Consider the following 23,911-nt stretch of genomic DNA (forward strand, 5'->3'; position numbering starts at 1 on the left):
TGATCGAGCGGACTTTCGCGTCGCGGAAGTAAATGGCCGATGTGGCCATGAAAGCGGCTTTAGGGCATATGCCGTACAGGTCGGCTCGGGGCTTTCCGCGAGGCGGAAGCGGCGTCGCAATCGGCCGTGGCCGCCGTCATCCTGTCAGGCAGCGGACGACCGGCCCTTCGGAGAGAGCATGGCGGAAACCGTACGCGCGGCCGTACAGATCGCTCCTCGCAAGATCGAGGTACGCGAGTTCCCACGACCGCGGATCGGCCCCGACGACGGTCTGCTGCGCGTCGAGGCCAACGGGGTCTGCGGCAGCGACGTCGAGACGTACAGGGGCCATCTCGGGTCGATGTTGCAGGACGAGCCGCGGCCCTTCGTGCCGGGGCACGAGCCGCTCGGCATCGTCGAGGAGGTCGGCGAGCGCGCGGCGGCCCGGTGGGGCGTGCAGCCCGGCGACCGGGTCGCCGTGGAGATCGTCGTGCCGTGCCACGCCTGCCGCCGGTGCCTGTCCGGCGCGTACCAGTTCTGCCCCCGCATCAGGCACGGCCACGGCATGACGCCCGTGGACGAGGCCCCGTCGCTCTGGGGCGGGCTGGCCGAGCACATGTACCTGGCGCCCGGCACGATCCTGCACCGCGTCGACAACACGCTGCCCGTCGAGGTGGCGGCGCTGTTCAACCCGCTCGGCGCGGGCGTGCGCTGGGCCTGCCACCTGGGCGGCGCCGGGCTCGGGGACACGGTGCTCGTCCTCGGCGCCGGGCAGCGCGGCCTGGCCTGCGTCATCACGGCCCGCGCGGCCGGCGCCGGGACGATCATCGTGACCGGGCTCGAGTCCGACGCGCACAAGCTGGCCCTGGCCCGCGAGTTCGGCGCCGACCACACCATCGTGGCCGGCGCCGGGGCGGACATCGTCGAGCGGGTGCGCGAGCTCACCTCGGGCGCGATGGCCGACGTCGTGCTGGAGCTGACGCCGATGGCGGCGGGGCCGGTGGCCGACGCGCTGCTCGCGGCCCGGCCCGGCGGGCGGGTGGTGCTGGCCGGCCTGAAGGGGAGCCGCGACATCCCGGTGCGCACCGACGTGATCGTCAATCGCGGGCTGACCGTCGTGGGGGCGTTCTCGGTGGACAACCGGGCCTACGCCGAGGCCATCGGGCTCATCGAGGCGCGCCGCCATCCGCTGGAGAAGCTGCACACGCACTCGTTCGGGCTGGACGACACCGTGCTCGCCCTCGAGACCCTCGGCGGCGAGGTGCCCGGCGAGGACGCCGTCCACGTGTCCGTGCACCCGAACGGCTGAGCCCGGCCGGGCGGGCGCCCTCACCCGCCCGCCCGGCTCGCGATCGTCTACCGGTAGGTGATGTCGGAGTCCCGGTAGAGGCAGTGGGTGCCGTCCGGGCCCGAGCCGAGCTTGGAGGGCTCCTGGCCCTTCGGCACACCCTTGTAGCGCTCGCAGATGGTGGCGCTGCCGTACACCGTGATCCGGCTGAAGCGCGCGGTGTCGCCCCAGTTGGAGTTGATGCCGGCCAGCACCTTGGTCGAGCGGGCGGTGATGCCGTCCATCACCACGTGCCGCTGGTAGGAGGACGAGCAGTTGCCGCACGCCCGGTAGAGCTTGCCGCTGCTGTGCACCTGGAAGTTCTTGATGGTCAGCGTGCCGGCGCCGTTGTGCTGGAACACCTTGTCGGAGCCCGACCTGGCGCCGCCGCCGTCCACCAGGTAGGTGGCAGAGGAGCTGGAGCTCTTGAACGTGGCGGCGTCCTCGCCGACGTCGTTCCACCAGACGTTGCGGATCGTGCAGGAGCCCTCGCAGTGGATGCCGTCACCGGCGGGGGCGTCGATGATGACGTTCTGGATGGTGCCGCCGTTCGGCACGACGAACATCGGGTCCTGGCTCTCGCTCTGGCCGCCGTCGCCGATGCCGTAGTAGCGCTTCATGCCGCCGTCGAAGAACGAGCCCAGCTCGCGGGTGTCGGTCAGGTGCACGCTGCCGGTGTCGGACGGCCACGAGCCGCTGCCGTCACCGCCGCCGGGCGGCGGCGTCACGGTCGGCGTCACGGTCGGGGTGGGGTCCGGGTCGGGGTTGCCGCCGCCGGCCGCCCTGAGCGTCCACTGCTTGGTCGACACCGAGTCGCAGGAGTTCTGCTGGAGCAGGGCGCCCGAGGAGGTGGAGTTGTCCTTGACGTTCAGGCACTTGCCGCCGTTGGCGTTGACCACCCGGTAGTTCGAGCCCGACTCGGTCAGCTGCCAGCTCTGCGACGACGCCGAGCTGCAGGACTCCTGCTGCACGGCCTTGCCCGCGCTGGTGGAGCCGTCCTTGACGCCGAGGCACCTGCCGCTGTGCACGGCCTTGATCTGGTAGCCGCCGCCCGCCGAGGTGACCGCGAACACCTGCCCCGACCCGCCCGAGCAGCTCGCCTGGACGAGCTGGACGCCGTCGCCCGTGCTCGCGCCCGGCACCGCGGCGCACAGGCCGCTGCCCGCGTTGACCAGCGTGTAGGTGCCGTTGGACGGCGCCGCCGAGGCGGCGGTGGCGAACCCGGCCACCAGCCCGCCGCCCGCCACGAGCGCCGCCGCCAGCACGACGCTCAGCCTTTTCTCTTTACGCACGGTGAACTCCCCTTTCGACGAACTGCATGGGGCATCGAGCGCACGCCCGGTGATCGCGGCGCCGCCTCGGGATCGGTCGGAATGCGCTTACCGACTTACGGTAAGCGCTTTCCCAACCGCAGGAGCAGTGAAGCACAGCCCCGCAACCCGGCAAAGGACACTCCCTTCGAGGAGCGACGTCTTTCCAGGTCAGAGGGTGCGCGGGAGTTGCAGAGCGGCGCTGAAACTTTCATCGCCTTCCGGTACGACCGCGTTGTGCGGACGGCCTTGTGCGGGCGGCGTTGTGCGGGCGGCGTTTCCCCGAGCGGGACGGCCCGGCTGTGACCCGGCGTCTGGTCAGACGCCGGGTCCGCCCGCCCGGCGACCCTTGGACTCCTGTCAGCGGAGGTCGACGGTGAGGACGTCGTCCTCCCAGACGGCGTCCGTGCCCAGGGCGGCGCAGGCCGCGGTGAAACGGCTGGCCAGCCAGGCCCGTTCGGCGCCCCTGGCCAGCGTCGTCCGGCAGTAGTCGAGCTTGAGCGGCACCGCGCGCAGCCGGAGCGGCCCGAGGTCGTCGCAGGTGACCAGGAACAGCAGCGACAGGTCGTTGCGCAGGTCGGGGTCCACGGCGTAGTCGTCGATGAAGTCACCCATGTCGTACAGGACGGGCGGCGCCACCCCGTGCGGGACGTGCGCCGAGTGACCGGCGATCAGCGTGGCGCCGGCGCCGGTCAGGATGCTCGCGGCGGTCCGCACGTACGGGAGCGGCTCGGTCGTCATGTTCGGCCCCCAGTGCGGGCTGACCAGCACGACGTCCGCCTGCGCCCGCGCCCTCGCCACCGCGTCGATCAGCCAGGCGGGCACCCCGGACGGCAGGTCGGCGTGTGCCACGCCGGGCCGGTCGGGGGTGGCGGTGTAGTCGCCGGGGTGGTCGGTGACGGCGACGACGGCCAGGCGCAGGCCGTTGACGTCGACCAGCACGGGCTCGCGGGCCCGTTCGAGGTCGGGGCCGGCGCCGGCGGTGTGGATCTCGACCCGCGCGAGGTGGGCGCAGGTGTCCAGGAGCGCGTCGTGGCCGAAGTCGAGGGCGTGGTTGTTGGCCAGCGTCACGCAGGCCACGCCCAGCTCGGCCAGCAGGTCGGCGGCCCTCGGCGGGGCGCGGAAGTGGAAGATCTTGCCCGGCGCCATCCACGGAGTGCCCCGATCGGACACGCAGCACTCGAGGTTGAGCAGCGTGAAGTCGGCCTCGGAGAGGTACGCGCGGACCGCGTCCGACACGTAGTCCCCGGGGTCGGCAGACTTCGCCAGCAGGTCGGCGACACCCCGGCCGAGCATCGTGTCCCCCGCCAGCGCGAGCGTGACGGCCACCCCGCTCCCCTGCCCACCGCACCACCCCCTAACCCCCTCCCTCGGCCGCCCACCCGCCACGCAGCATGGGCTTTCTGGACTGACGGGTCCCCGCCTCCTCCCTACTTCAATGCGACCTATTGCCGGCGGCGCCTGCAGGGCCAGGTGCGCGTCGGTCAGCCTGACCGACGCGGGCGAGGTGGATCACAGCCAGACCGTACGCAGGGCGCTGCCGAAGGTCGTCGCCGGCCTCACGGGCCGGGGATGAGCGGGACGAAGGACGCCGGGGTCAGCTCGCGGAGGCTCGCCAGGTGTCCGCGCTGCTTGGTGAAGAGGGTGACGATGTCCGCGATCTGTCCCGTGACGGGCATGACGAGCCGGCCGCCCTCCGCCAGCTGCTCGGCCAGGGCGGCGGGGACGTGCGGGGCGGCGGCGGAGACGATGACGGCGTCGTAGGGGGCGTGCTCGGGCAGCCCGGCCGAGCCGTCCCCGGCCAGCACCTCGGCGCCGGTGATGCCGGCGGCGGCGAGGTTGGCGCGGGCGTGGGCGGCGAGATCGGGCAGGCGTTCGATGGAGTGGACGTGCCTGGCGAGCCGGGCCAGCAGCGCGGTCTGGTAGCCGTAGCCGGTGCCGATCTCCAGCACGGTCTCGGCGCCGGTCAGCCGGAGCGCGTCGATCATCTGGGCGACCAGGGACGGCTGGCTGGTGGGCTGGCCGTGGGCGAGCGGGATGGGCACGTCCAGGCACGCCTGCCCGGCCGAGCGCGGCGGCACGAACAGCTCGCGCGGCGTGGCCGCGATGGCCGCCAGCAGGCGGAGGTCATGGATCCCCGCCCGCTCGGCGGCCGTCACGAGCTCCAGGCTGCGGCAGTCACCTTCGGCCGCCGCGACCAGCTCCTGCGCACGCGGATCCCCCGCCCGCCGCGCCGCCCTCATCAGGCCCTGCAGCCGAGCCTCCCCCGCACGCCGCGCCGCCGCCATCAGCCCCTCCTCCGCCGGAAGAGCGCCGGTCACCGCCATCAGCCACTCCCTCGCCCCCGAAGGGGACGGGCGGGTGGCGTAGGACGTCCCTTCTCACCCGCCCCCTACCCCGGAGGCTCAGCCCGAGACGCGGCGCCAGGTGGCGTCGGCGCGGCCCTGTGCGTCGGTGATCGGGTCGAGGCGGAGCAGGTAGTCGTAGTGGCGCAGGTAGCGGTCGGGGTAGTTGACCGACTGGTACGACGTCCACGACGCGTCGGCGAGCCCCGCCACGGGCCGGAAGGTGGCGTCGGAGGCGAAGGTGCCGGTGCCGTCGTCGGCGGCCAGGGTCAGGTCGAACCCGTAGTGCCGCAGGTAGTAGCCGGGGTAGTTGACCGAGGCGAACGACACGGTGCCGGACCCGCCGGCCAGTCCGGGCACGAGGCGGAACTGGGCGTCCTGGGCGGGGCTGACGTTCGCGTCGATGCGCACGTCGAAGTCGGCGTGCCGGATGTGACGGTCCTGGAAGTTGTAGGACTGGATGCGGCTGACGGGCACGCTGCTTCCCCAGCGGCCGAGCACCCGGCTCTCCTCGGCGGCGGTGAGGTTGAGTATGGAGCCGTGCCGCTTGCGGTTGCCGCCCATGGCGTAGTCGGAGCGGGTGCGGAAGTTGCGGGTGCTGCCGAGGTCGGTGGAGGTGATGGGCATGTAGCCGCGCCCGGTGGCGAACTGGTCGAGCCAGAGGGCCCACTCGTCGCGCTCGTTGAAGCGCGCCCACATCGGGCCTTCGACGACGGTGCCGCCGCCGGTGCCGTTGGAGATGCCCATGTGCGACAGGTTGCCGAGGGTGGTCCAGGTGCCGAGGATCGAGTCGGCCGCCTCGATGGTGATGTGGCCGTCGGCGGAGGCGCGGTAATAGCGGTGGCCGCCGACGCTGTTGGGCACCTCGATGATCTGGGTGTCGATGAGTCCCTGGGTGCCGCCGCGCTCGATGTAGAGCTGGGGCGTGGTGAAGGAGCGGAAGTCGCTCGTACGGACATACCAGATGCGGTGTTTCGTCACCCCGTTGCGTGCCGAGTTGGTGGCCCAGTAGAGCACGTAGTCGCCGGTCGCGGCGTTGTAGATGGCTTCGGGTGCCCAGGCGTTGCCCGCGCCGGGGATGGCGCCGGCGACGTTGATGAGCCAGGGGGCCGACCAGTTCACCAGGTCGCGCGACTCCCACACGACGAGGGAGGTGCTGCCCCGGTTGGCGGCGTCGTTCCATGAGGTGCCGCTGGCGATGCGCAGGTCGGTGGCGACGATCCAGTACCGGTCGCCGGACGGGGAGCGGACGATCGAGGGGTCGCGGACGCCGCGCGTGCCGATCGTGGAGCGCAGGACGAGCTGGCCGTTGTTGAGGTCGGTCCAGTGCAGGCCGTCGTCGCTGTGGGCGAGGTAGATCTGCTCGCCGTTGGCGGACTCGCCGGTGAAGTGGGCCATCAGGTAGCCGGTGAACGGGTCGAGCGCGGCGGCGGCCCGCTTGGGGGCGACGGCGGCCAGGCAGGCGAGCAGGAGGCAGGCCACGGTGAGCACCACGGCCGTCCTGCGGGGCAGGGTCGCGTACATGCGTCTCCTTCGGGAGGGGGTACGACGCTTCTGTTAGCGCTAACATTCCTGCGCCGCCGGAAAGGAGCTCACATCGGCGGCGCCCTCAGTGTGATCGCTAACATCGGGGCGGTCAATGGCCCTCTCACCAAAGACGGGGCCGCGCGGTGAACCGCGCGGCCCCGTCTGCCGGACGACCGGCCTAGCTCTTCGGCTCCGGCTCCTCGGCCGGGCAGGTGGTGCCCCGCTTCGGCACGGTCAGCGAGATGAGGTAGCCGTCCATGGCCTTGGTGGTGCACTCGGTCATGCCGTAGACGCCGTGCCCCCACCCCTCGTACGTCAGCAGCGTCGCCTTGGGGCCGAGCTGCCTGGCGACGTTGGCCGACCACCGGTACGGCGTGTCGGGGTCGTGCTTGGACGTGCCCACCAGCAGCGGCGCGCTGCCCTTGTAGCGCAGCCGGTGCTGCGGGTTGGTGACCGGGTGGCCCTGGCAGATCGGCATGTCGCCCATCGGCATCGGGTTGTAGCGGACGTCCGGCGCCACGGCGTTGGAGGCCCGCATCACGGCGGCGTACTCCTTGTAGTCACGCAGCCCCAGGTTCCAGTCCTCGCACAGGATCGCGGTGGGCAGCTCGGCCCACTTGCCGCTCACCGGCCCGTTGCCGGGCGGGCCCGGCATGTCGTCCGGCACCGGCCCGCCGTCCAGGGCGAGCAGCACCTGGGCCTCCAGGTGCCAGTCCGGCGCCTCGTTCATGATGACGGCCAGCCAGAGCAGGTTGTGGGCGCTGACCTTGTCGTCGCCGCCGGGCCAGACCAGCTCGCCGCGCTCGGCCTTGGCCACGACCTTCTTCCACAGCGCGCGGATGTCACGGCCGTGCAGGGCGCAGCCGGTGTCACGTTCGCACCAGGCGATGAACTCCTCGAAGCTGTCCTGGACGGTGGCCGCCTCGGTGACCTGGAACGCCTTGACGTTCAGGCTGTGGTCCATGTTGCTGTCGAGCACCATGGCCCTGATCCGGTTCGGGAACAGCTCGGCGTACATCTGCTGGGCGAGCGTGCCGTAGGAGACGCCGTACGAGGTGAGCTTCTCGTCGCCGAGGGCGGCGCGGATGGCGTCCATGTCGCGGGCGACGTTCTTCGAGTCGAGGTGGTCGTAGACCGGGCCCGTGCGCTTGCGGCAGTCGGCGCGCAGCTTCTTGTCGAAGGCGACCCACTTGTCGAAGTCGGCCTGGCTCTTCATCACCGGGTAGGGCATCTGATTGTAGACCGAGGCCGAGCAGGTGACCGAGCCGCTGCGGGCGACGCCGCGCGGGTCGTAGCCCACGATGTCGAAGCGCCGCTGGATCTCCTCGCTGAATCCGGTGGGGCGCAGGATGCCGTCGACGCCGGAGTTGCCGGGCCCGCCGGGGTTGGTCAGCAGCGAGCCGATGCGCGCGGCGGAGTCCTCGGCCTTGCGCCTGGCCAGCGCGAGGCCGATGGTCGGCCCGTTCGGCTTGGACCAGTCGACCGGCACCTTCAGCGTGGCGCACTCGACGCTCGGCTCTTCCTTGCACGGCCGCCAGGTCACCCCGCGCTTGCCGACCGCGTTCGTGACGTCCTTGCCTGTCACGGTCGCGGCGGCGATGGGAGCGGTCAGCACCGTTCCCATCATCACGAGCGCGGTGGCGAGCAGGGAGGTCTTTCTGAGCACGTCTCTCCTAACGTCGGGCGCCCCTCCATGATCAATGACCCACGAATCTAACAGCTCAGAAGGCACCTTTGGCATTTATGGGAGAAACAGGACATACGCCTATCTGGTGGACTCGCGGATCACCAGCGCGTACGGCGCCACGTACCGGGCGGTCGGCCGCCCAGGGTCGGCGATGCGCTCGGTGACCAGCTCGACCGCCTTCTCGGCCATCCAGGCGTGGTCGGGCGCCACGGTGGTGAGCGCGGGCACCAGGTACGCCGCCTCCGCGATGTCGTCGAACCCGGCCACCCGCACGTCGTCGGGCACCCGCAGCCCCACGTCGGCCAGCCCGCGCAGCACGCCGAGAGCGACGGTGTCGGTCACCGCCAGCACGCCGTCGAAGGGCCGCCCGGCGGCGGCCAGCCGGTGCGCCGCCGCCCGGCCCGCCTCCATGGTGAGCGCGTCGAGGCCCACGTGCAGCGCGGGGTCGGCCTCGACGCCGCGGGCGGCGAGCGCGCCGAGGTGGCCGCGGTGCCGGGCGTTCACCATGTTGAGGTTCCAGTCGAGGCGGCCGGTGACGTGCGCGACGGCGCGGCAGCCCCGGTCGAGCAGGTGGGCGGTGGCCGCCGCGGTGGCCTCCTCGTTCGGCATGGCGATGTGGTCGAAGCGCCCGCCGAAGTCCTGCTCGCCGAGCATCACGATCGGGTGGTCGCCCTCGGGCGGGGTGCGGTCGCGGCCGTCGAGCCCGACCGCGCTGAGGATCAGCCCGTCGAACTGCAGCGTCCGCGCGTGGGCGATGGCGTCGATCTCGCCGGCCGCCGCCGCGCCCGTCTGCTCGATCGCGACGTGGAAGCCGCGCCGCCGCGCCCGCTCGATGACGTGGGAGGCCAGCCGCCCGAAGTAGGGCCGGTCGATCTCGGGCACGGCCAGCCCGATCACGCCGGTACGGCCCGACCTGAGCGTGCGGGCCGAGACGTTGACCCGGTAGCCGGAGCGCTCGATGGCCTCGCGGACGCGGCGGCGTACCGGCTCGCTGACCCCGCCCCGGTTGTTGACCACGTTGGAGACCGTCATCTTCGACACCCCGGCCAGCCGGGCGACGTCGTCCATCGTCACCATGCCGCCGAGGGTAGCGCCGCCGCTCAGGTCAGGCTCGCCTCCACGGTGACGAAGGAGTGGGCGGGCAGGTGCACGCGCAGCCCGGACGGGGTGGCCGTGACCTGCTCGTGCGGGCGCGGCGCGACCGCCTCGGGCGCGTCGGGGGTGTTGTGCGTGCGCAGGTCGCCGGCCGTGAGGATGCGGGCGCGGGCGATGGCGACCGCGCCGCCGCGCAGGTCCAGCTCGACGTCGGCCGCCTCGCCGGCGTCCAGGTTGGACAGCGAGATCAGCACCTGCCCGTTCTTCCTGCTGGCCGACAGCGACACCGTACGCAGCTCCGTCCCGTCCACCTGCCGGGCCGGCAGGCCGTCGGGCAGGTCGACGCGCAGCGAGGCGGCGTCCTGGTGGCCCTTGTTCATCTCGAACACGTGGTATGTGGGCGTCAGCACCAGCGCACCCGAGTCGGGGTCGGTGAGGATCATGGCCTGCAGCACGTTCACGGTCTGCGCGATGTTGGCCATGACCAGGCGGTCGGCGTGCCGGTGGAAGACGTCGAAGTGCAGGCTGGCCACGAGCGCGTCGCGCAGCGAGTTCTGCTGGTAGAGGAAGCCGGGGTTGGTGCCCGGCTCCACGTTCCACCAGGTGCCCCACTCGTCCAGCACCAGGCCCACGTTCTTGCCGGGGTCGTAGCAGTCCATCACGTTGGAGTGGCCGGTGATCAGCTCGTCCACCCGGGCGGCCTGCGCCATCGTGCGGTAGTGGTCGTCCACGCCGAACTCGGTGGCCGAGCCCTTGTCCTGCCAGGTGCCGGGGATCGTGTAGTAGTGGAACGACAGCGCCTGCATGAACGACGCCGGCCGATACGCGCAGCCCAGCTCGCCGAGCTGCTTCATCAGCGTCTCGGTCCAGGCGTAGTCGGCGGAGTTCGCCCCGGCCGCGATGCGGTACAGCTTGTTGTCGCCGTGGTCGCGGCAGTAGGTGCCGAAGCGGCGGGCCTCGGCCGCGTACTGCTCGGCCTTCATGTTGCCGCCGCAGCCCCACGCCTCGTTGCCCAGCCCCCAGAAGCGCACCCGCCACGGCTCCTCGCGCCCGTTGGCCTTGCGCAGCCGCACCATCGGCGAGTCGCCCTCGCGGGTGAGGTACTCCACCCAGTCGCTCATCTCCCGCACCGTGCCGGAGCCGACGTTGCCGCTGATGTACGGCTCCGCCCCGAGCAGCTCGCACAGGGCCATGAACTCGTGGGTGCCGAAGTGGTTGTTCTCCTCGACGTTGCCCCAGTGGGTGTTGACCATGGCGGGGCGGCTCTCCTTGGGGCCGATGCCGTCCATCCAGTGGTACTCGTCGGCGAAGCAGCCGCCTGGCCAGCGCAGGTTGGGGATGTTCAGGGCGCGCAGCGCCTCGACGACGTCGAGGCGGATGCCGCCCTCGTTGGGCAGGTCGCTGTCCTCGCCGACGTAGAAGCCGTCGTAGACGCAGCGGCCCAGGTGCTCGGCGAAGTGGCCGTACAGGTGGCGGCTGATCACGGGGCCTGGGACGTCGAGGTTGATGATGGCGGGCACGGTGACAGGACTCATCGGGTGAGCTTCCTCGCGTTCGGGGGCCGGTCGGAGGTAACTTTATCGATAAACCTCCCGTCTTGGCGAGACCCCCGCGCCCGGGCCCGGGTCCTGAGCCCGGGCCCGGACCCGGCGGCGCGGGCCCGCAACCCGGCTCCCGCCCCGTGCCCGGGCTCAGGACCCGGGCTCAGGGCTCGTCGCCGGACAGTTCGCGTCTGCGGCGCAGCAGGGCGGCCCGTCGCGCGTGCGCCCTGATCGTCAGCGCGAGCGCCACCGCGACGACGGGACCGCCGGCCCCGAGCGCCACCCCCAGCCCTTCACCACGCTGCACGGCCACCACGACCAGCAGCGTCGTCGTCACGGCCGAGGCTGCCAGCGCGAGCCACCCGGCCACCACCCGGTCGGTCGCGAACAGCGGCACCCGCCGCGTCAGCAGCCACCCGCCGTAGCAGGCCCAGCCCAGGCAGAACGCGGTGAACAGCCCGAACGCCAGCTGCGTACGCCCCGGCAGCGGCCCCGGCTCGCTCGCCCACAGCCCGATCACGAACAGCGCACCCGCCACGCCCGCGACCAGCGTGGCCACCGCGCGGACGCGCCGGCGGGGCGACAGCGCCGGCTCCAGCCGATCCAAAAGCTCCTGCGCCGACAGGCGCGGCTTCTCCTCGCTCATGGCCGGTACCCCTTCTCCTCCAGGCGCTCGCGCATCAGCCGCCGGGCGCGGTTCAGCCGGGACTTGGCCGTGCCCACCGGGATGTCGCAGATCTGCGCGCAGTCCTCGACCCGCAGGTCCTCCAGGTAGTGCAGGACGAGGATCTCCCGCTCGGCCGGTGGCAGCAGGGCCAGGGCGGCCGTCAGCTCGGCCCGGTCCAGCACCGCGTCGGCCGGGTCGCCCGCGAGCTCCTCGCCCGGGTGCGCCGGCTCGTCGGCGTACTGGACGCGCAGCCGGTCCATCACCGACCTGCGGGCGATGGTGAACAGCCAGGGCTTGAACCGGCCTGGCTCGCGCAGCCGGGGCAGGCCGCGGACCACGGCCAGCCACACCTCCTGGCTCACGTCGTCGGCCCGCTCGGCGTCCAGCATGCGGCGCACGTAGGTCCACACCGGCGTGCGCCAGCGGGACACGAGCTCGGCCAGCGCGTCCCGTTCACCCAGCTGGGCGCGGACGACCAGCAGCTCATCGATCATCTCGTCCTCCCGTCACCCTGCACAGTCGGGCGGGCGGCCGATCCGGTTCACGGGGCCGGGCGGACGAGCGGGTTCCGTCGAGTCAGTCTGCGGCGCAGACGGGCGCGAGCGCCAGGGCCAGGGCCTCGCGATGCAGGCGGTCGAGGCGGGCACGGGTCTCGGCGGCGCGGCGGGCGTCGGCGAGGGCGGGCGCGCAGCGGCGCGGCACCCCGCGTACCGGTTCGGTGTCCTTGAGCAGGTGCAGCAGGCGCGGGGTGAGCAGGTCGAGCCGCGAGCGCAGGTCGCCCGCGAGCCCCGGGCGCGGCTGCGGACGCAGCGCGGGCTCGGCCTGCCAGCGGGCGTGCAGACCGCGCCGCACCAGGTTGGCCGCCTCCAGCTGGGCGCGGAAGAACCACACACCGGTGGGCGCGGGCAGGCCGATCTCGACGGAGTGCTCGGTGACGGCGTCGAACAGCTCGTGCTCGGTGGTGAGGTCGGCGGCAGTGCTGGTGGTGGGGGTGCCGTATTCGGCGGCGGCGACCGCGTCGGCCAGCAGCAGCCGGCGTACGGTCAGCTCCGCCAGCTCGGGCAGGTCCTCGAGCCCCGCGGGCCCGCGCAGCGCCGCCGGGTCGTCGGTGGTGGTGAGACCGGCGTGCAGGGCGGGCGCGGTGGCGACGGCCAGCAGGACGGCGGCGATGGCCGCGGCGTGGCAGGCCATGGGTAGTGCCTGGTGAGGCATGACGATGACTCCTGTGCGTGAAATCTCGACAACGCACCGTACATGCCCCTGGCCCCGGCCCACCATCCGCCCCCGCGATCACTGACGATGACGACACCCCCGCATGGCCGTCAGGGGAAGGTTCGCTGCCGGGAAACGGCCTGGTGTGCCACACTTCACTCTCACCTAAGAAGGGGGCAAAGGGTGGCGAACCGCTATCTCTATCTGGCACGGCATGGCGCGGCGATCGACGAGGGCGAGCTGAGCGAGACGGGGTGCGAGCAGGCCGAGCTGCTCGGCAAGCGGCTGGCCGAACATCCCATCACCGCCGTGCATCACGGCCCGCTCCCCCGTGCCGCGCGTACCGCCGAGATCGTGGCCCGTCACCTGCCCGGCGCCCAGGTGCGGACGGCCGACCTGTACGGCGACTACGTCCCCGCCGCCCCGCCCCGCGACGAGCTGCCGCCGGCGCACGCGGCGTTCCTCAACGGCTTCACCGACGCCGAGCTGACCTCGGGCCCGCCGCTGGCCGCCGCGGCGATCGCCCGGCACGCCGGCCCTGCCGACGTCGAGACGCACGAGCTGATCATCACGCACAACTTCCTCGTCGCCTGGTTCGTCCGGCACGCGCTCGGCGCGCCCGAGGCCCGCTGGATGGGGCTCAACCAGGGCAACTGCGCCCTCACCGTCATCCTCTACCGGCCCGAGGTGCCGCCTTCGCTGATGTTCTTCAACGACATGAGCCACCTGCCGCAGGACCTGCGCTGGACCGGCTTCCCCCCGGCACTGCGGATGTGACACGGCATGGGGCTGGAGATCGAGAGCAGGGAGTCCGACTCGCCGTACGTGGAGCGGGTCTGGCGCAGCCGCAGCAGCGACGTCACGGAGATGATGTCGGTCGCCTCGGCGCGCTTTGACCTGGTCTTCTGGGAGGAGCGCGGCGAGACGCACGTGGCCGTCCAGGGGCCGGAGACGCGGGCGAGCGTGGCGCCGGTGCCCGAGGACGCCACGTTCTTCGGCATCAGCTTCGCGCTCGGCGTCTCGATGCCACACCTGCCGTTCGAGCGGCTGGTCGACGGCAATCTGCTGCTCCCCGGCGCCACCCGGCGCTCGTTCCACCTGCAGGGGTCGTCCTGGCACCTGCCCGGTTACGACGACGCCGAGGCGTTCGTGCGGCGGCTGGCGCAGGAGGAGGTGCTGGTCCGCGACCCGCTGGTGGCCTCGGGGGGCGGCCCTGTGTCGTGGGTGTCGGAGCGTACGCTGCAGCGGCGCTTCCTCGCGGCCACCGGCCTGACCAGGAACGCGGTCCGGCAGATCGACCGGGCCAGGCACGCGGCGGTGCTGATCAGGGACGGCGTGCCGGCCGGCGAGGTCGTGCACCGGCTCGGCTACTTCGACCAGCCGCATCTGGCGCGATCGCTGGCCCGCTTCGTCGGCCGCACCGCCACCCGGCTCGCCCAGGCCGATCCCGCCGAGCCGCTGTCCCTGCTCTATCGCAGCAGCGCGAGCCCGCACCGCATCGACGGCTGAAGGCCCGCTCACCGGCGGCTGACAACGATGTCTCAACAGAGCTTCCCCGGCACGTGCGGCAGGAGGACCGCGCCGAAGAGGCCCTGTGGCGGCGTACGGACGCGCTGCGCCCCGCCGACGTGTGCCGGCTCGCCCGCGCCTCGACCCAAGAGTTCCGAAAGGTACGCGTTCGGCCTGCTCAGCGGCGCGGCGTCCTGATAAGCCGCCCACCACTTGCTACTCTCTGCACCTGAATGGTGACGTTTAGTACGGTGAGGAGCTCGTTGTGAAGGTCGCCTGCGTCGGCGGCGGACCCGCCAGCCTGTATTTCTCCATCCTGATGAAGCGCGTGGACCCGTCCCACGAGATCACCGTCTACGAGCGTTACCCGGCCGGCGCCACCTACGGGTGGGGGGTGACGTACTGGGAGGAGCTGTTCGACTACCTGCACGAGGTCGACCCCGAGTCGGCCCGCGCGATCGGCGAGTCGTCGGTGCGGTGGGACAGCTGGGTCGTGCACGTGCAGGACCGCGCGACCGTCACCGTCGAGCACGGCGACGAGGGCTTCGGCGTCGGACGGCAGCGCATGCTCGACATCCTCGCCGAGCGGGCCCGCGACCTGGGCGTGGACATCGCCTACGAGCACGAGATCACACCGGAGACGGAGTTCGCCGACGCCGACCTGGTGGTGGCCGCCGACGGGATCAACAGCGTGCTGCGCGAGCGGCACGCCGAGCATTTCGGCACCGAGGTGTCGGTCGGCCGCAACATGTACATGTGGCTCGGCACCACCAAGGCGCTCGACGCGTTCACCTTCGTCTTCACCGAGACGCCGCACGGGTGGATCTGGGGCTACGGCTACGGCTACGACTCCGGGCACAGCACGTTCATCGTGGAGTGCGCGCCCGACACCTGGCGCGGGCTGGGCTTCGACACGGCCGGCGAGGCCGACGGGCTGGCCCTGCTGGAGAAGCTGTTCGCCGAGGTGCTTGACGGCCACCCGCTGATCGCCCGGAGCGAGGCGGGCGGCAGCGCGCGCTGGCTCAACTTCCGCACGCTGACCAACCGCAGGTGGTACCGCGACAACGTGGTGCTGCTCGGCGACGCCGCGCACACCACGCACTTCTCGATCGGCGCGGGCACGGCGCTGGCGCTGGGCGACGCCGCCTACCTGGTGGAGGCGCTGCACTCGGCGACCGACCTGGACGCCGCGCTGGCCCGCTACGAGCGCGAGCGCCGCGCGGCGATCCGCGTCTCGCAGCGGGCGGCCAGGCGCAGCGCCCGCTGGTACGAGAGCGTGCCGCGCTACGTGAACCTGCCGCCGCGCCAGCTCATCGCGCTGCTCAACGAGCGGCACTCGGCCGTGCTGCCGTACGTGCCGCCGCGGCTGTACTACGTCACCGGCCAGACGGCCGGCACGCTGGCGTGGCTGGCGTCGTGCCTCATACCGGGGCGGCGCCGCCGGACATCGGGATGAGATGACCCGGCCTGCGGCGGCGTGAGGCCCGTCCGGCCAGGAACGCGGCCAGCAGCGCCGAGCCGATCAGGACGGTCTTGGGCCTGGTCACGGCCTTCCTGACCCGGGTCTTCACCCCCGGTTTGGACGCGACGGCCGTCCGCGCGAGCGTGACGGCCCTGTCCTTGCCGCGAGACCTCGTCTGCTGCGTCCTCATGCTTTCCCCCCGCTTGCTCGGCGGCACGTCTACCCAGGTCAGCGCCGTCCATGCGGGTGGCGGTCAGTCCTCGCCGGTCTTCCAGCGGTAGACGTACGACATGACGAACCCGAGCAGGCCGGTCACCCCGGCCGCGACGGTCATGGGCAGGCCGAGCGCCGCGACGGCCCCTGACACCAGCCCGGGGCTGCCCGCGATCAGGCCGGCGGCCTGGGCGAGCACGAGGACGACGCCGAGCGCGAGGAACAGCACGAGGCCGATCTTGAACAGCACCATGGTGAGACGTCTCATGACGGGGGGCTCCTCTCAGATCGGCAGCACGCCGGTCGCGACCAGCACGCCGATGACCAGGGTCGGGATGACGAACCACAGGATGAGCCGGCCGAACGTCCTGGCCGGGTCCACCTGGGCGATGCCGCTGGCGATGTAGATGGGGGCCGCGCCCGGCGGGGACGCGCCCTCGGTCGAGGCGAAGATGAGGATGGCGGTGGCCGCGGCGGCGGGCGAGACTCCTGCCGCGGTGAGCGCGCTGAAGGCGACCCCGCCGACGGCGGCGATCGTGGCGGTGCCGGTCAGCGGCGCGGCGATGACGACGAGCAGCAGGCCGACGATGGTGGCGATGACGACGGCGGGCGCCTGCACGCTCTGCATGATCGTGGTGAGCTGCTCGACCAGGCCCAGCTCGCCGAGGCTAGCGGCGGCGGCGAAGGCGAAGAACAGGGTGGCGCCGATGACGGCGTAGCGGGGCGCCATCTCGCCGAGCAGGTCGTTCCAGGCGCTCGCGGTGCGCGGCAGCCGCCGCCAGGCGACGGCGAACGTGGCCAGCACGGTCAGCACCGGGATCCACACGACGATGCTGATGTCGCCGGCCGCCTCGCCGACCCGCGACTCCATGAGCGCCTTGCCGAACTCCAGCGTCATCAGCACGGGGATGGCGATGCCGGCGTAGACCAGCAGCGAGGTCCATCCCGCGCGCAGCGCGGCCCGCAGCGGCACGATGTCGGCGGCGTCGGTGGCGGCGATGCGGTGCCTGCGCACCCACAGGAAGACCACCACGAACCGGTGCGCGACCGTCCACAGGCCGCCCACCAGGGCGGGCACGAACAGCTGGTCGGCGGTCAGCACCGGCGCCACGGCGGCCGAGCCGAGCAGCAGGAACATCGACGAGCTCGGCGGGATCGAGATGCCGAGCCCGGCGTTGCCGGCGACGAGCGAGGCGGCCAGGTCGGGCCGCCAGTTCGAGCGGATCATCCAGGGGATGGTGACCGAGCCGACCGAGGCCGAGATGCCCGAGCCGGACCCGGAAGGGCCGCCCAGCAGCGCGGCGGCCGACGTCGAGACGTATCCCGCGCCGCCGCGCAGCCGGCCGAACACCGAGTTGAGCACCGTGACCTGCTCCTGGATGAGGCCCAGCCTGGTCAGCAGGTACCCCATGAAGACGAAGGCCAGGGCGGCGAAGACGACCTCCTCGGCCATGGCGTCGGCGATGCCCGCCCAGGCCAGCTCGAAGAAGCGGGCCCCGCCGAAGAGGCACACGCCGGCGAACCCGATGAGCATCGCCTCACCGATGTTGCGTTTCAGCACGCCGTTCCAGACGACGATGATGACGATGTAGGCGACGAGCGCCCAGATGGCGATACCCACGGCGAAAGTCCTCCAATGGGGTGGGGCTGGGGGTGTTCGGCGAGCCTTCGCCGACGGTCAGGTGCCCGGCGGGGTCAGGCGCCGGGCGGCGCACTCGCCGGGGGCGGGCCCTGCGAGTGCGAGTCCTGCGAGTGCGAGTCCTGCGAGTGCGAGTCCTGCGGGGGCGGGTCGGCGAGGTGGCGGGCGAGTGCGAGGGTGCGGCGGGCCCTGGTGACGATGGGGGCGTCCACGAAGCGGCCGTCGGGGAGGGCGATCGCGCCGGCGCCGTCCCGTTCGGCCTGCTCGGCGGCGGCGACGATCTCGACGGCCCTGGCCGTCTCCTCCTCGCCAGGACGGAAGGCGCGCCTGATGGCGGGGATCTGGCGGGGGTGGATGGCGGTCCTGCCGAACAGGCCGATCGCGCGGCCGGCCCGGCAGGAGGCGAGCAGCCCGTCCTCGTCCTTGACGTCGGGGTAGACGGACATGGGCACCGGGGGCAGCCCGGCCGCGGCGGCGGCGAGGACGACCTGCAGGCGCAGGTGGTTCATGGCCTGCTGGTCGGTGATGCCCAGCTCGGCGGCGAGGTCCTGCTCGCCGAGCGCCACTCCGGTCACGTGCGGGTGCGCGGCGATCTCGCGGGCGTTGACGATGCCGGCCGCCGACTCCAGCAGCGCGTACGCGGGCGCGCCTGTCAGCGTGTCGAGGACGGCGGCCGACTCGACCTTGGGCAGCCGCACGGCGTCGGCCAGGCCGGCGACGGCGGCCAGGTCGTCGCGCCCGCGCTCGCCGGCGGGGTCGTTCACCCGCACGTGCAGCACGCCGCCGTCGGGGCGGGCGCTCAGGTAGGCGACGGCGTTGGCCCTGGCCTCGTCCTTGCGAACGGGGGCCACCGCGTCCTCGAGGTCGATGATGACGACGTCCGCGCCGGACGCGACGGCCTTGGCGAACCGCTCGGGCCGGTCGCCCGGCACGTACAGCCAGGTCACCGGCGGGCGCTCGGAGGCGCTCACGCGATCACCCCTTCCTCGCGCAGCCGCGCGATGCGCTCTTCGGGGTAGTCGATCTCGCCGAGCACCTCGTCGGTGTCGCGGCCGAGCGGGCGGCCCGGCCAGCGGATCCCGCCTGGGGTGTCCGACAGGCGGAACAGCACGTTCTGCATGGTGAGCGAGCCCAGCTCCTCGTCGGGCACCTCGACGAACGTGCCGAGCGCGGCGTACTGGGGGTCCTCGGCGAGGTCGGTGACGTCGTAGATGGGCGCGACGGCGGCCTGCGCCTGCTCGAAGGCGGCGATGACCTCGTCGGCGTCGCGTTCGGCGATCCAGGAGGCGACGGCCTCGTCCAGCTCGTCCACGTGCTGCACCCGGCCGTGCCCGCTGGCGAACCACGGCTGCTCGACCAGGTCGGGCCGGCCGACGAGGGTGACGACCCGCTCGGCGATGGGCTGGGCGCTGGTGGAGATGGCGAGCCAGCGTCCGTCGCGGGTGCGGTAGGTGTTGCGGGGGGCGTTGCTGCTGGAGCGGTTGCCGGTGCGCTGCGGCACGGCCCCGAGCGCCTTGTACGCGCTCATCTGCGGCCCGAGCAGGCCCAGGATCGGCTCGATGATGGCCATGTCGATGACCTGGCCGCGCCCGGTGCGCTCGCGGGCGTGCAGGGCGACCATGATCGCGTACGACATGGCGAGGCCGGCGATGCCGTCGGCGAGGGCGAGCGGCGGCAGGGTGGGCGGCCCGTCGGGCTGGCCGGTCATGGCGGCGAAGCCGCTCATGGCTTCGGCGAGGGTGCCGAAGCCCGGCCGTCCCGACATCGGCCCGAACTGCCCGAACCCGGTCATCCTGGCGACGATGAGCCGGGGGTTGAGTTCCAGCAGGTCGTCGGGAGAGAGGTTCCAGCGTTCCAGGGTGCCGGGACGGAAGTTCTCGATCAGCACGTCGGAACGTTCTGCGAGGCGGCGCAGGATCTCCTGCCCCTCGGGGCGCGACAGATCGACGGCGGCGGTGCGCTTGTTGCGCGAGAGGGTCTTCCACCACAGGCCCACCCCGTCGACCGAGGCTCCGTGCCCGCGCGAGGGGTCGCCCCGCCTCGGGTGCTCGATCTTGATCACGTCGGCGCCGAAGTCGCCCAGCATCATGGCGGCGGAGGGACCGGCGAACAGGGTCGCCGCGTCGATGACCCGCAGGTCGTCGAGGCTCGTCATGGGTATGTAACTTATAAGAAATATGTCATAGGTCAACCATGTGACCATTTTGCGGGACACTTAAGGACATGTCAGCCACCGAGCCGCGGCCGCCCATGAGCAAGGCCGACTACGTCTACGCCGTGCTTCTGGAGGAGATCCGGTCGGCACGGATCCCGGGAGGGACCGCGGTCAGGGCCGGGGAGGTGGCCAAGCGGCTGGGGGTGTCGGTCACGCCGGTGCGCGAGGCGCTGCGCCGGCTGGAGAAGGACCGGCTGATCAGCTACGAGGCGCACCACGGCGCGACCGTGATCGACCTGGGTGACGAGGCGCTGGCCGAGTACTACGGGCTGCGCGCCGTCGTCGAGGGGCTGGGGGCGCGGCTGGCGGCGTCCAGGATCACCCCCGAGGAGCTGGCCGGGCTCAGGGAGCTGCACGCCGCGATGGCGCGCGACGCCGCCGAGGGCCGCAACGACCGGCTCGGCGAGCAGAGCAGGACCTTCCACCTGCGCATCGTCGACATCGGCGGCCCCGCCTTCCTGGGCGGGCACGCGAGATCGGTCCGCAACAGCTTCCCCGTCCCCGCCGAGGCGTCGCTATGGCTGGACGAGACCCAGGTCAGGGCCCAGCTGGACGCCCACGAAGGCATCCTGGCCGCCCTGGAGGCCGGCGACGGCGAGACGGCCGAACGCATCATGATCGACCACGTCCAGCACGCCGGCACCTACCGCCGCCACCGGTGACCGGCCGCCACGGCCTGTCCCCCGCACGCCCGTGACGGGTGGCGATGGTCAGGTCGTGGAGTTTCTGATCTCGTCGAGGACGTCGGCGGTGGAGTCGACGGGCAACGCCGACAGGGACAGGCGGGCGAAGGCCTGCTGGTGTTCCTCGACGCGCCGCCGGTCCTCGATGACGACCGGCGCGTGCAGCAGGTGGAGCACCAGCGTGTCGGGGCTCGCGGGGTCGGCGAAGCGGAGCAGGGTGAACGGCGGCCCCTGGTAGAGGTAGCCGCTCTCGGCGACGGGCCGGGCGACCTGCAGCGCGATGTGCTGCTGCTTGGTGGCCGCGGTGAGGGCGTCGAGCTGGGCGAGCCGGTCCTCGGCCCGGCTGAGCGGCGGGTCGAGCAGCGCCGTACGGTCGAGCACCGCCCAAAGGCGCGGCCCCTCCTGCCGGTCGAGCACCTGCTGCCGGACGGTGATCAGCGAGGCCATGGCGGCGGCCCGCTCGTAGGCGGCGCCCGGCAGCAGCCCGGCCAGGGCGGCCGACAGCGCGTAGGCGGGGGTCTGCAGCAGCGGCGGGATCTGGTGGGGGCAGTAGGTGTAGATGATCTGCGCCCGGTCCTCCAGCTCCAGGAACGCCGACAGCGCCAGGGGCACGCCGGGGGCGTCGTACCAGCCGGGCACCCGCTCCTCGCGCAGCAGCGACAGCACGCGGGCGACGTGCTCGCCCTCGCCGTACAGCTGCAGCAGCGTGCGCACGGTGCCCTCGCGGGGCGCGACGAGCCCGTGCTCGATGCGGAAGATGGTGGAGGTGTTGAGCCCGGCCGCGTCGGCGGCGGACTTCATCGACAGCCCGGCACCGGCGCGCAACGAGGAAAGCCGGGCCGCGACAACGCTCAACTGCATACGTCTGTCACAGCCACCGATGACAAAAATCAGCGTTTACACCAGGTCTGTTGCAACAGTGTGACGGTTGATGCACGATGGCCACTCTAGTGGCCTGACACGTTATGCATACGCCGATCCGAAAGGCAGTGACTGTGGCGGACGCGTGGATGCTCCATCCCGACTACCGGACTCCCCCGGTCCCCACAGACACGGACATACCGCCGGGCCCGTGGCGTCACCCCGACGGCGGCCAGATCATGAACGGCACCTACGAGCGCCAGCTGCCCAAGCGCCAGATGGAAGTCGTGACCGTGTGGTACGGCTATCCGCTGAGCCACTGGCGCGGCCCGCGGATGCCGCGCTTCAGCAGCCCGATGGTATCGGCATGGAACCCGGTGCTGGCACAGGGCCTGGCCGTCGATCCCGCGGCGCCGGCGCCGTACCGCGACGAGCTGTGGTGTGACCGGTGGATCGCCGAGGCCCTGCTGTACGGGCGCAAGCCGTACGGCGCGTTCACGCTGCCGGTGGACGAGGCGATGCGCTGGTTCGCCAAGAGCGGCGGCACGAACCTGGTCTACCAGGCGCGGGCGGAGGACGACCTGGTGCGGGTGGTGGCGGGCACGTCGGAGCGTTACGGGCAGCTGTTCGACCTCGACGCGCTGATCGCGGACTACCGGGAGGCGCTGCCGAAGCCGCTGGCCGACCGTGAGGCGGAGGCGCTGGAGGCGCATCGCACGGTGTCGCCGGCGCTGTCGTACGTGCTGAGCGAGCCGGCCGAGACGCTGTTCGCGCAGGCGGCGCTGTCGGTGCGGGGCCTGACGCTGGGTTATCCGCCGCGCGAGACGGCGGCCAGGATCGTCGCCGGCGCCGCCTCGTGAGCCCGCTGGACGTCAAAGGCGTGCTGTTCGACCTCGACGAGACGCTGCTGGACCATCGCGGCGCGGCGAGCGCGGGCATCGCCGCCTGGGCGGCTTGGCCATGCCTGCCCCGGCCGACCTCGACGCCGCCTACGAGGAGTACGCCGCCCGCTACCGGCGCTCCTGGGCCGGCCTTTCCCGACGTGGCGCAGGCGGTGGCGGGGCTGGCCGGGTTCGCGCTGGGGGTGCTGACCAACGGCGTGCAGCGCGTGCAGGAGGCGAAGGTGCGCGCGATCGGGCTGGCTGGATCGTACAGGCGCGGAGCCCGGCCCCGAGGGGTTCCCGCGCATCACCTCGCTGACGGAGCTGGCGCCGCTGCTGAGGGCCTGAACCGGTTACGACGCCAGCTTGACACATTTGTCAGGACATTCTGACCTGCGTTAAGCTGATCAGCATGACCGCCAATCTGGCCATCGACCTCGATCGGTCAAGCCCCGTGCCGCTCTACTTCCAGGTGGCCGAGCAGATCGCCGAGGCGATCCGGCGAGGCGACCTCGCGCCGGGCTCGCGGCTGGACAACGAGATCCTGCTGGCCGACAAGCTCGGCCTGTCGCGCCCGACGATCCGCCAGGCCATCCAATATCTGGTGGACAAGGGCCTGCTGGTGCGCAAGCGCGGCGTCGGCACGCAGGTGGTGCACGGCCAGGTCAAGCGCTCGGTCGAGCTGACCAGCCTCTACGACGACCTGCGCAGGGCGGGCCAGGAGCCGGCCACGCAGGTGCTCGTGCTGGAGCCGCGCCCGGTGGAGGAGGACATCGCCGCCATCCTGGGCGTCGAGCCCGGCTCACAGATCCTCTACCTCGAGCGGCTGCGCTTCGCGGCGGGCGAGCCGCTGGCGGTGCTGCACAACTGGCTGCCGCTGGGCCTGGCCCAGCTCAGCGCGGCCGACCTGGAGAGCCGCGGCCTGTACGAGCTGCTGCGCGGCGCGGGCGTGCGGATGCGGGTGGCCAACCAGCGCATCGGCGCGCGGGCGGCGGGGCAGGCCGAGGCGCGGCTGCTGAAGGAGCGCAGGGGCGCGCCGCTGCTGACGATGGTCCGCACCACCTACGACGACCAGGGCCGGGCGGTCGAGCACGGCTCGCATGTCTACCGGGCCTCCCACTACTCCCTAGAGGTCACCCTCATCGAGCGCTGAGGCGGCGCGGCGGCGCAGATAGAGCGTGGTGGCCACGCCGAACAGCACGGCCGCGGCGAGCCCGGCCCAGGAGAAGCCCTTGAGCCACTTCTCGGCCACCAGCCCGAGGTAGTAGATGACCGCGGTGGTGCCGGCCGCCCACACGACGCCGCCGAGCACGTTGGCGACCGCGAAGCGCCAGTACGGCATGCGCAGCGCCCCCGCGAGCGGCCCGGCCAGGATGCGGAGCAGGGCCACGAACCGCCCGAAGAACACCGCCCACATGCCGAAGCGGGTGAAGTAGTGCTCGGCCCTGGTGATGTGGCGGGGCCCGAAGTGCTTGGGGAAGCGGCGGCCGAGCCGGGCGAACAGCGCGGAGCCGCCCTTGCGGCCGATGGTGTAGCCGGCCGAGTCGCCGACGATGGCGCCCGCGCCGGCGCAGGCCGCCACCCACGCGGGGTGCACGATGCCCTTGGCGGCCAGGATGGCGCTGCTGACCAGAACGATCTCGCCGGGCAGCGGGATGCCGAGGCTCTCCAGCCCGATGACGAGGGCGACGGTGGCGTAGAGCCAGCCCGCGGGGATCGCCTGCAGCCAGTCGTCGATGTGCACCGGAAAACCCTAGC

26 protein-coding genes are annotated in these 23,911 nt (G+C 72.3%); 9 read left to right on the forward strand and 17 right to left on the reverse strand.

Translation table 11 applies throughout. The features are described from left to right. Nucleotides 1-178 precede the first annotated feature (178 nt). Nucleotides 179-1,288, forward strand: coding sequence for a zinc-dependent alcohol dehydrogenase (locus ACFFR3_RS30115; protein ID WP_379484231.1), 1,110 nt, complete (start codon nt 179-181; stop codon nt 1,286-1,288). Nucleotides 1,289-1,335: 47 nt separating this feature from the next. Here ACFFR3_RS30115 and ACFFR3_RS30120 read toward each other — a convergent pair whose 3' ends face one another. Together ACFFR3_RS30120 and ACFFR3_RS30125 are read right to left on the reverse strand one after the other, a co-directional pair. Continuing rightward, nucleotides 1,336-2,598, reverse strand: coding sequence for a pectate lyase (locus tag ACFFR3_RS30120; RefSeq protein ID WP_379484232.1), 1,263 nt, complete (start codon nt 2,596-2,598; stop codon nt 1,336-1,338). A 378-nt stretch (nt 2,599-2,976) separates the two neighbouring features. After that, nucleotides 2,977-3,945, reverse strand: coding sequence for a CapA family protein (locus ACFFR3_RS30125; protein ID WP_345385751.1), 969 nt, complete (start codon nt 3,943-3,945; stop codon nt 2,977-2,979). Nucleotides 3,946-4,054: 109 nt separating this feature from the next. Between ACFFR3_RS30125 and ACFFR3_RS30130 the strand changes: the two genes are divergently transcribed. Beyond that, nucleotides 4,055-4,192: a hypothetical protein gene (locus tag ACFFR3_RS30130; RefSeq protein ID WP_379484233.1), complete on the forward strand. Its 138-nt coding sequence runs from the start codon at nt 4,055-4,057 to the stop codon at nt 4,190-4,192. On the opposite strand, the gene ACFFR3_RS30135 is transcribed toward ACFFR3_RS30130, so the two are convergent. From ACFFR3_RS30135 to ACFFR3_RS30170, 8 genes are all read right to left on the reverse strand, one after another. Continuing rightward, entirely contained in the window at nt 4,176-4,943 is a 768-nt protein-coding gene (locus tag ACFFR3_RS30135) for a protein-L-isoaspartate(D-aspartate) O-methyltransferase (RefSeq protein ID WP_364378404.1), read from the reverse strand. The two genes, ACFFR3_RS30130 and ACFFR3_RS30135, sit on opposite strands and share 17 nt — an antisense overlap. Before the next feature lie 78 nt (nt 4,944-5,021). Beyond that, complete coding sequence (locus ACFFR3_RS30140; protein ID WP_364378401.1) at nt 5,022-6,485, reverse strand: glycoside hydrolase family 43 protein; 1,464 nt, start codon at nt 6,483-6,485, stop codon at nt 5,022-5,024. Nucleotides 6,486-6,666: 181 nt separating this feature from the next. Next, complete coding sequence (locus tag ACFFR3_RS30145; RefSeq protein ID WP_379484234.1) at nt 6,667-8,154, reverse strand: alpha/beta fold hydrolase; 1,488 nt, start codon at nt 8,152-8,154, stop codon at nt 6,667-6,669. 99 nt (nt 8,155-8,253) lie between these two features. Next, nucleotides 8,254-9,252: a LacI family DNA-binding transcriptional regulator gene (locus ACFFR3_RS30150; RefSeq protein ID WP_345385761.1), complete on the reverse strand. Its 999-nt coding sequence runs from the start codon at nt 9,250-9,252 to the stop codon at nt 8,254-8,256. Between the two features lie 23 nt (nt 9,253-9,275). Next, nucleotides 9,276-10,805 carry an alpha-N-arabinofuranosidase gene (locus ACFFR3_RS30155; protein ID WP_379484235.1) on the reverse strand — a complete coding sequence of 510 codons (1,530 nt, stop codon included), beginning with the start codon at nt 10,803-10,805 and terminating at the stop codon, nt 9,276-9,278. Nucleotides 10,806-10,974: 169 nt separating this feature from the next. After that, nucleotides 10,975-11,457 (reverse strand): hypothetical protein, encoded by a 483-nt coding sequence (locus ACFFR3_RS30160; protein ID WP_345385767.1) that lies wholly within the window; start codon nt 11,455-11,457, stop codon nt 10,975-10,977. Beyond that, a complete protein-coding gene (locus tag ACFFR3_RS30165; protein WP_345385769.1) occupies nt 11,454-11,972 on the reverse strand; it encodes an RNA polymerase sigma factor in 519 nt (172 codons plus the stop codon). Before ACFFR3_RS30165 ends, ACFFR3_RS30160 begins: the two co-directional genes overlap by 4 nt. An 82-nt stretch (nt 11,973-12,054) precedes the next feature. Continuing rightward, a complete protein-coding gene (locus ACFFR3_RS30170) occupies nt 12,055-12,690 on the reverse strand; it encodes a chorismate mutase family protein (protein ID WP_364378388.1) in 636 nt (211 codons plus the stop codon). A gap of 183 nt (nt 12,691-12,873) precedes the next feature. On the opposite strand from ACFFR3_RS30170, the gene ACFFR3_RS30175 reads away from it, so the two are divergent. From ACFFR3_RS30175 to ACFFR3_RS30185, 3 genes are all read left to right on the forward strand, one after another. Then, nucleotides 12,874-13,467: a histidine phosphatase family protein gene (locus tag ACFFR3_RS30175; protein ID WP_364378386.1), complete on the forward strand. Its 594-nt coding sequence runs from the start codon at nt 12,874-12,876 to the stop codon at nt 13,465-13,467. 6 nt (nt 13,468-13,473) lie between these two features. Beyond that, nucleotides 13,474-14,199 carry a helix-turn-helix domain-containing protein gene (locus ACFFR3_RS30180; RefSeq protein ID WP_364378384.1) on the forward strand — a complete coding sequence of 242 codons (726 nt, stop codon included), beginning with the start codon at nt 13,474-13,476 and terminating at the stop codon, nt 14,197-14,199. A 265-nt stretch (nt 14,200-14,464) separates the two neighbouring features. Next, nucleotides 14,465-15,655, forward strand: coding sequence for an FAD-dependent monooxygenase (locus ACFFR3_RS30185; protein ID WP_364378382.1), 1,191 nt, complete (start codon nt 14,465-14,467; stop codon nt 15,653-15,655). Here the strand turns inward: ACFFR3_RS30185 and ACFFR3_RS30190 are convergent. From ACFFR3_RS30190 to ACFFR3_RS30210, 5 genes are all read right to left on the reverse strand, one after another. Then, complete coding sequence (locus ACFFR3_RS30190) at nt 15,621-15,851, reverse strand: hypothetical protein (RefSeq protein WP_345385779.1); 231 nt, start codon at nt 15,849-15,851, stop codon at nt 15,621-15,623. The genes ACFFR3_RS30185 and ACFFR3_RS30190 overlap by 35 nt on opposite strands. 63 nt (nt 15,852-15,914) lie before the next feature. Then, nucleotides 15,915-16,142 (reverse strand): hypothetical protein, encoded by a 228-nt coding sequence (locus ACFFR3_RS30195; RefSeq protein ID WP_345385781.1) that lies wholly within the window; start codon nt 16,140-16,142, stop codon nt 15,915-15,917. A 15-nt stretch (nt 16,143-16,157) separates the two neighbouring features. Continuing rightward, nucleotides 16,158-17,495 carry a TRAP transporter large permease subunit gene (locus ACFFR3_RS30200; RefSeq protein ID WP_345385783.1) on the reverse strand — a complete coding sequence of 446 codons (1,338 nt, stop codon included), beginning with the start codon at nt 17,493-17,495 and terminating at the stop codon, nt 16,158-16,160. A 74-nt stretch (nt 17,496-17,569) separates the two neighbouring features. Then, nucleotides 17,570-18,484, reverse strand: a complete 915-nt coding sequence (locus ACFFR3_RS30205) for an HpcH/HpaI aldolase/citrate lyase family protein (protein ID WP_379484236.1) — start codon at nt 18,482-18,484, stop codon at nt 17,570-17,572. Next, entirely contained in the window at nt 18,481-19,668 is a 1,188-nt protein-coding gene (locus ACFFR3_RS30210) for a CaiB/BaiF CoA transferase family protein (RefSeq protein WP_364378375.1), read from the reverse strand. Before ACFFR3_RS30210 ends, ACFFR3_RS30205 begins: the two co-directional genes overlap by 4 nt. Before the next feature lie 68 nt (nt 19,669-19,736). Here ACFFR3_RS30210 and ACFFR3_RS30215 point away from each other — a divergent pair, with 68 nt between their 5' ends. Further along, nucleotides 19,737-20,390, forward strand: a complete 654-nt coding sequence (locus tag ACFFR3_RS30215) for a GntR family transcriptional regulator (protein ID WP_364378373.1) — start codon at nt 19,737-19,739, stop codon at nt 20,388-20,390. Nucleotides 20,391-20,438: 48 nt separating this feature from the next. On the opposite strand, the gene ACFFR3_RS30220 is transcribed toward ACFFR3_RS30215, so the two are convergent. Next, complete coding sequence (locus ACFFR3_RS30220) at nt 20,439-21,266, reverse strand: Scr1 family TA system antitoxin-like transcriptional regulator (RefSeq protein ID WP_364378371.1); 828 nt, start codon at nt 21,264-21,266, stop codon at nt 20,439-20,441. Between the two features lie 245 nt (nt 21,267-21,511). Here ACFFR3_RS30220 and ACFFR3_RS30225 point away from each other — a divergent pair, with 245 nt between their 5' ends. From ACFFR3_RS30225 to ACFFR3_RS30235, 3 genes are read left to right on the forward strand one after another with little or no spacing between them, the layout of a single operon-like run. Continuing rightward, complete coding sequence (locus tag ACFFR3_RS30225) at nt 21,512-22,132, forward strand: hypothetical protein (RefSeq protein WP_345385795.1); 621 nt, start codon at nt 21,512-21,514, stop codon at nt 22,130-22,132. Next, nucleotides 22,129-22,545 carry a hypothetical protein gene (locus ACFFR3_RS30230; RefSeq protein WP_345385797.1) on the forward strand — a complete coding sequence of 139 codons (417 nt, stop codon included), beginning with the start codon at nt 22,129-22,131 and terminating at the stop codon, nt 22,543-22,545. The genes ACFFR3_RS30225 and ACFFR3_RS30230 overlap by 4 nt, the downstream gene beginning before the upstream one ends. A gap of 20 nt (nt 22,546-22,565) precedes the next feature. Next, the gene (locus tag ACFFR3_RS30235; RefSeq protein ID WP_345385799.1) at nt 22,566-23,306 is read left to right on the forward strand and encodes a GntR family transcriptional regulator; all 741 of its coding nucleotides are present in this window, start codon (nt 22,566-22,568) and stop codon (nt 23,304-23,306) included. On the opposite strand, the gene ACFFR3_RS30240 is transcribed toward ACFFR3_RS30235, so the two are convergent. Continuing rightward, nucleotides 23,280-23,897 (reverse strand): DedA family protein, encoded by a 618-nt coding sequence (locus ACFFR3_RS30240; protein ID WP_345385802.1) that lies wholly within the window; start codon nt 23,895-23,897, stop codon nt 23,280-23,282. The genes ACFFR3_RS30235 and ACFFR3_RS30240 overlap by 27 nt on opposite strands. Nucleotides 23,898-23,911 lie beyond the last annotated feature (14 nt).

The sequence above is a fragment of the Nonomuraea salmonea genome, from assembly GCF_042428605.1.
GTDB lineage: Bacteria > Actinomycetota > Actinomycetes > Streptosporangiales > Streptosporangiaceae > Nonomuraea > Nonomuraea salmonea.

What these genes read in the sequence shown, in the direction of transcription:
- ACFFR3_RS30135 (WP_364378404.1), bottom strand. Translation starts at nt 4,943, where the DNA reads ATGGCGGTGACCGGCGCTCTTCCGGCGGAGGAGGGGCTGATGGCGGCG.
- ACFFR3_RS30215 (WP_364378373.1), top strand. Translation starts at nt 19,737, where the DNA reads ATGTCAGCCACCGAGCCGCGGCCGCCCATGAGCAAGGCCGACTACGTC.
- ACFFR3_RS30155 (WP_379484235.1), bottom strand. Translation starts at nt 10,805, where the DNA reads ATGAGTCCTGTCACCGTGCCCGCCATCATCAACCTCGACGTCCCAGGC.
- ACFFR3_RS30210 (WP_364378375.1), bottom strand. Translation starts at nt 19,668, where the DNA reads ATGACGAGCCTCGACGACCTGCGGGTCATCGACGCGGCGACCCTGTTC.
- ACFFR3_RS30140 (WP_364378401.1), bottom strand. Translation starts at nt 6,485, where the DNA reads ATGTACGCGACCCTGCCCCGCAGGACGGCCGTGGTGCTCACCGTGGCC.
- ACFFR3_RS30225 (WP_345385795.1), top strand. Translation starts at nt 21,512, where the DNA reads ATGAACGGCACCTACGAGCGCCAGCTGCCCAAGCGCCAGATGGAAGTC.
- ACFFR3_RS30195 (WP_345385781.1), bottom strand. Translation starts at nt 16,142, where the DNA reads ATGAGACGTCTCACCATGGTGCTGTTCAAGATCGGCCTCGTGCTGTTC.
- ACFFR3_RS30235 (WP_345385799.1), top strand. Translation starts at nt 22,566, where the DNA reads ATGACCGCCAATCTGGCCATCGACCTCGATCGGTCAAGCCCCGTGCCG.
- ACFFR3_RS30165 (WP_345385769.1), bottom strand. Translation starts at nt 11,972, where the DNA reads ATGATCGATGAGCTGCTGGTCGTCCGCGCCCAGCTGGGTGAACGGGAC.
- ACFFR3_RS30180 (WP_364378384.1), top strand. Translation starts at nt 13,474, where the DNA reads ATGGGGCTGGAGATCGAGAGCAGGGAGTCCGACTCGCCGTACGTGGAG.
- ACFFR3_RS30115 (WP_379484231.1), top strand. Translation starts at nt 179, where the DNA reads ATGGCGGAAACCGTACGCGCGGCCGTACAGATCGCTCCTCGCAAGATC.
- ACFFR3_RS30160 (WP_345385767.1), bottom strand. Translation starts at nt 11,457, where the DNA reads ATGAGCGAGGAGAAGCCGCGCCTGTCGGCGCAGGAGCTTTTGGATCGG.
- ACFFR3_RS30150 (WP_345385761.1), bottom strand. Translation starts at nt 9,252, where the DNA reads ATGGTGACGATGGACGACGTCGCCCGGCTGGCCGGGGTGTCGAAGATG.
- ACFFR3_RS30130 (WP_379484233.1), top strand. Translation starts at nt 4,055, where the DNA reads ATGCGACCTATTGCCGGCGGCGCCTGCAGGGCCAGGTGCGCGTCGGTC.
- ACFFR3_RS30170 (WP_364378388.1), bottom strand. Translation starts at nt 12,690, where the DNA reads ATGCCTCACCAGGCACTACCCATGGCCTGCCACGCCGCGGCCATCGCC.
- ACFFR3_RS30190 (WP_345385779.1), bottom strand. Translation starts at nt 15,851, where the DNA reads ATGAGGACGCAGCAGACGAGGTCTCGCGGCAAGGACAGGGCCGTCACG.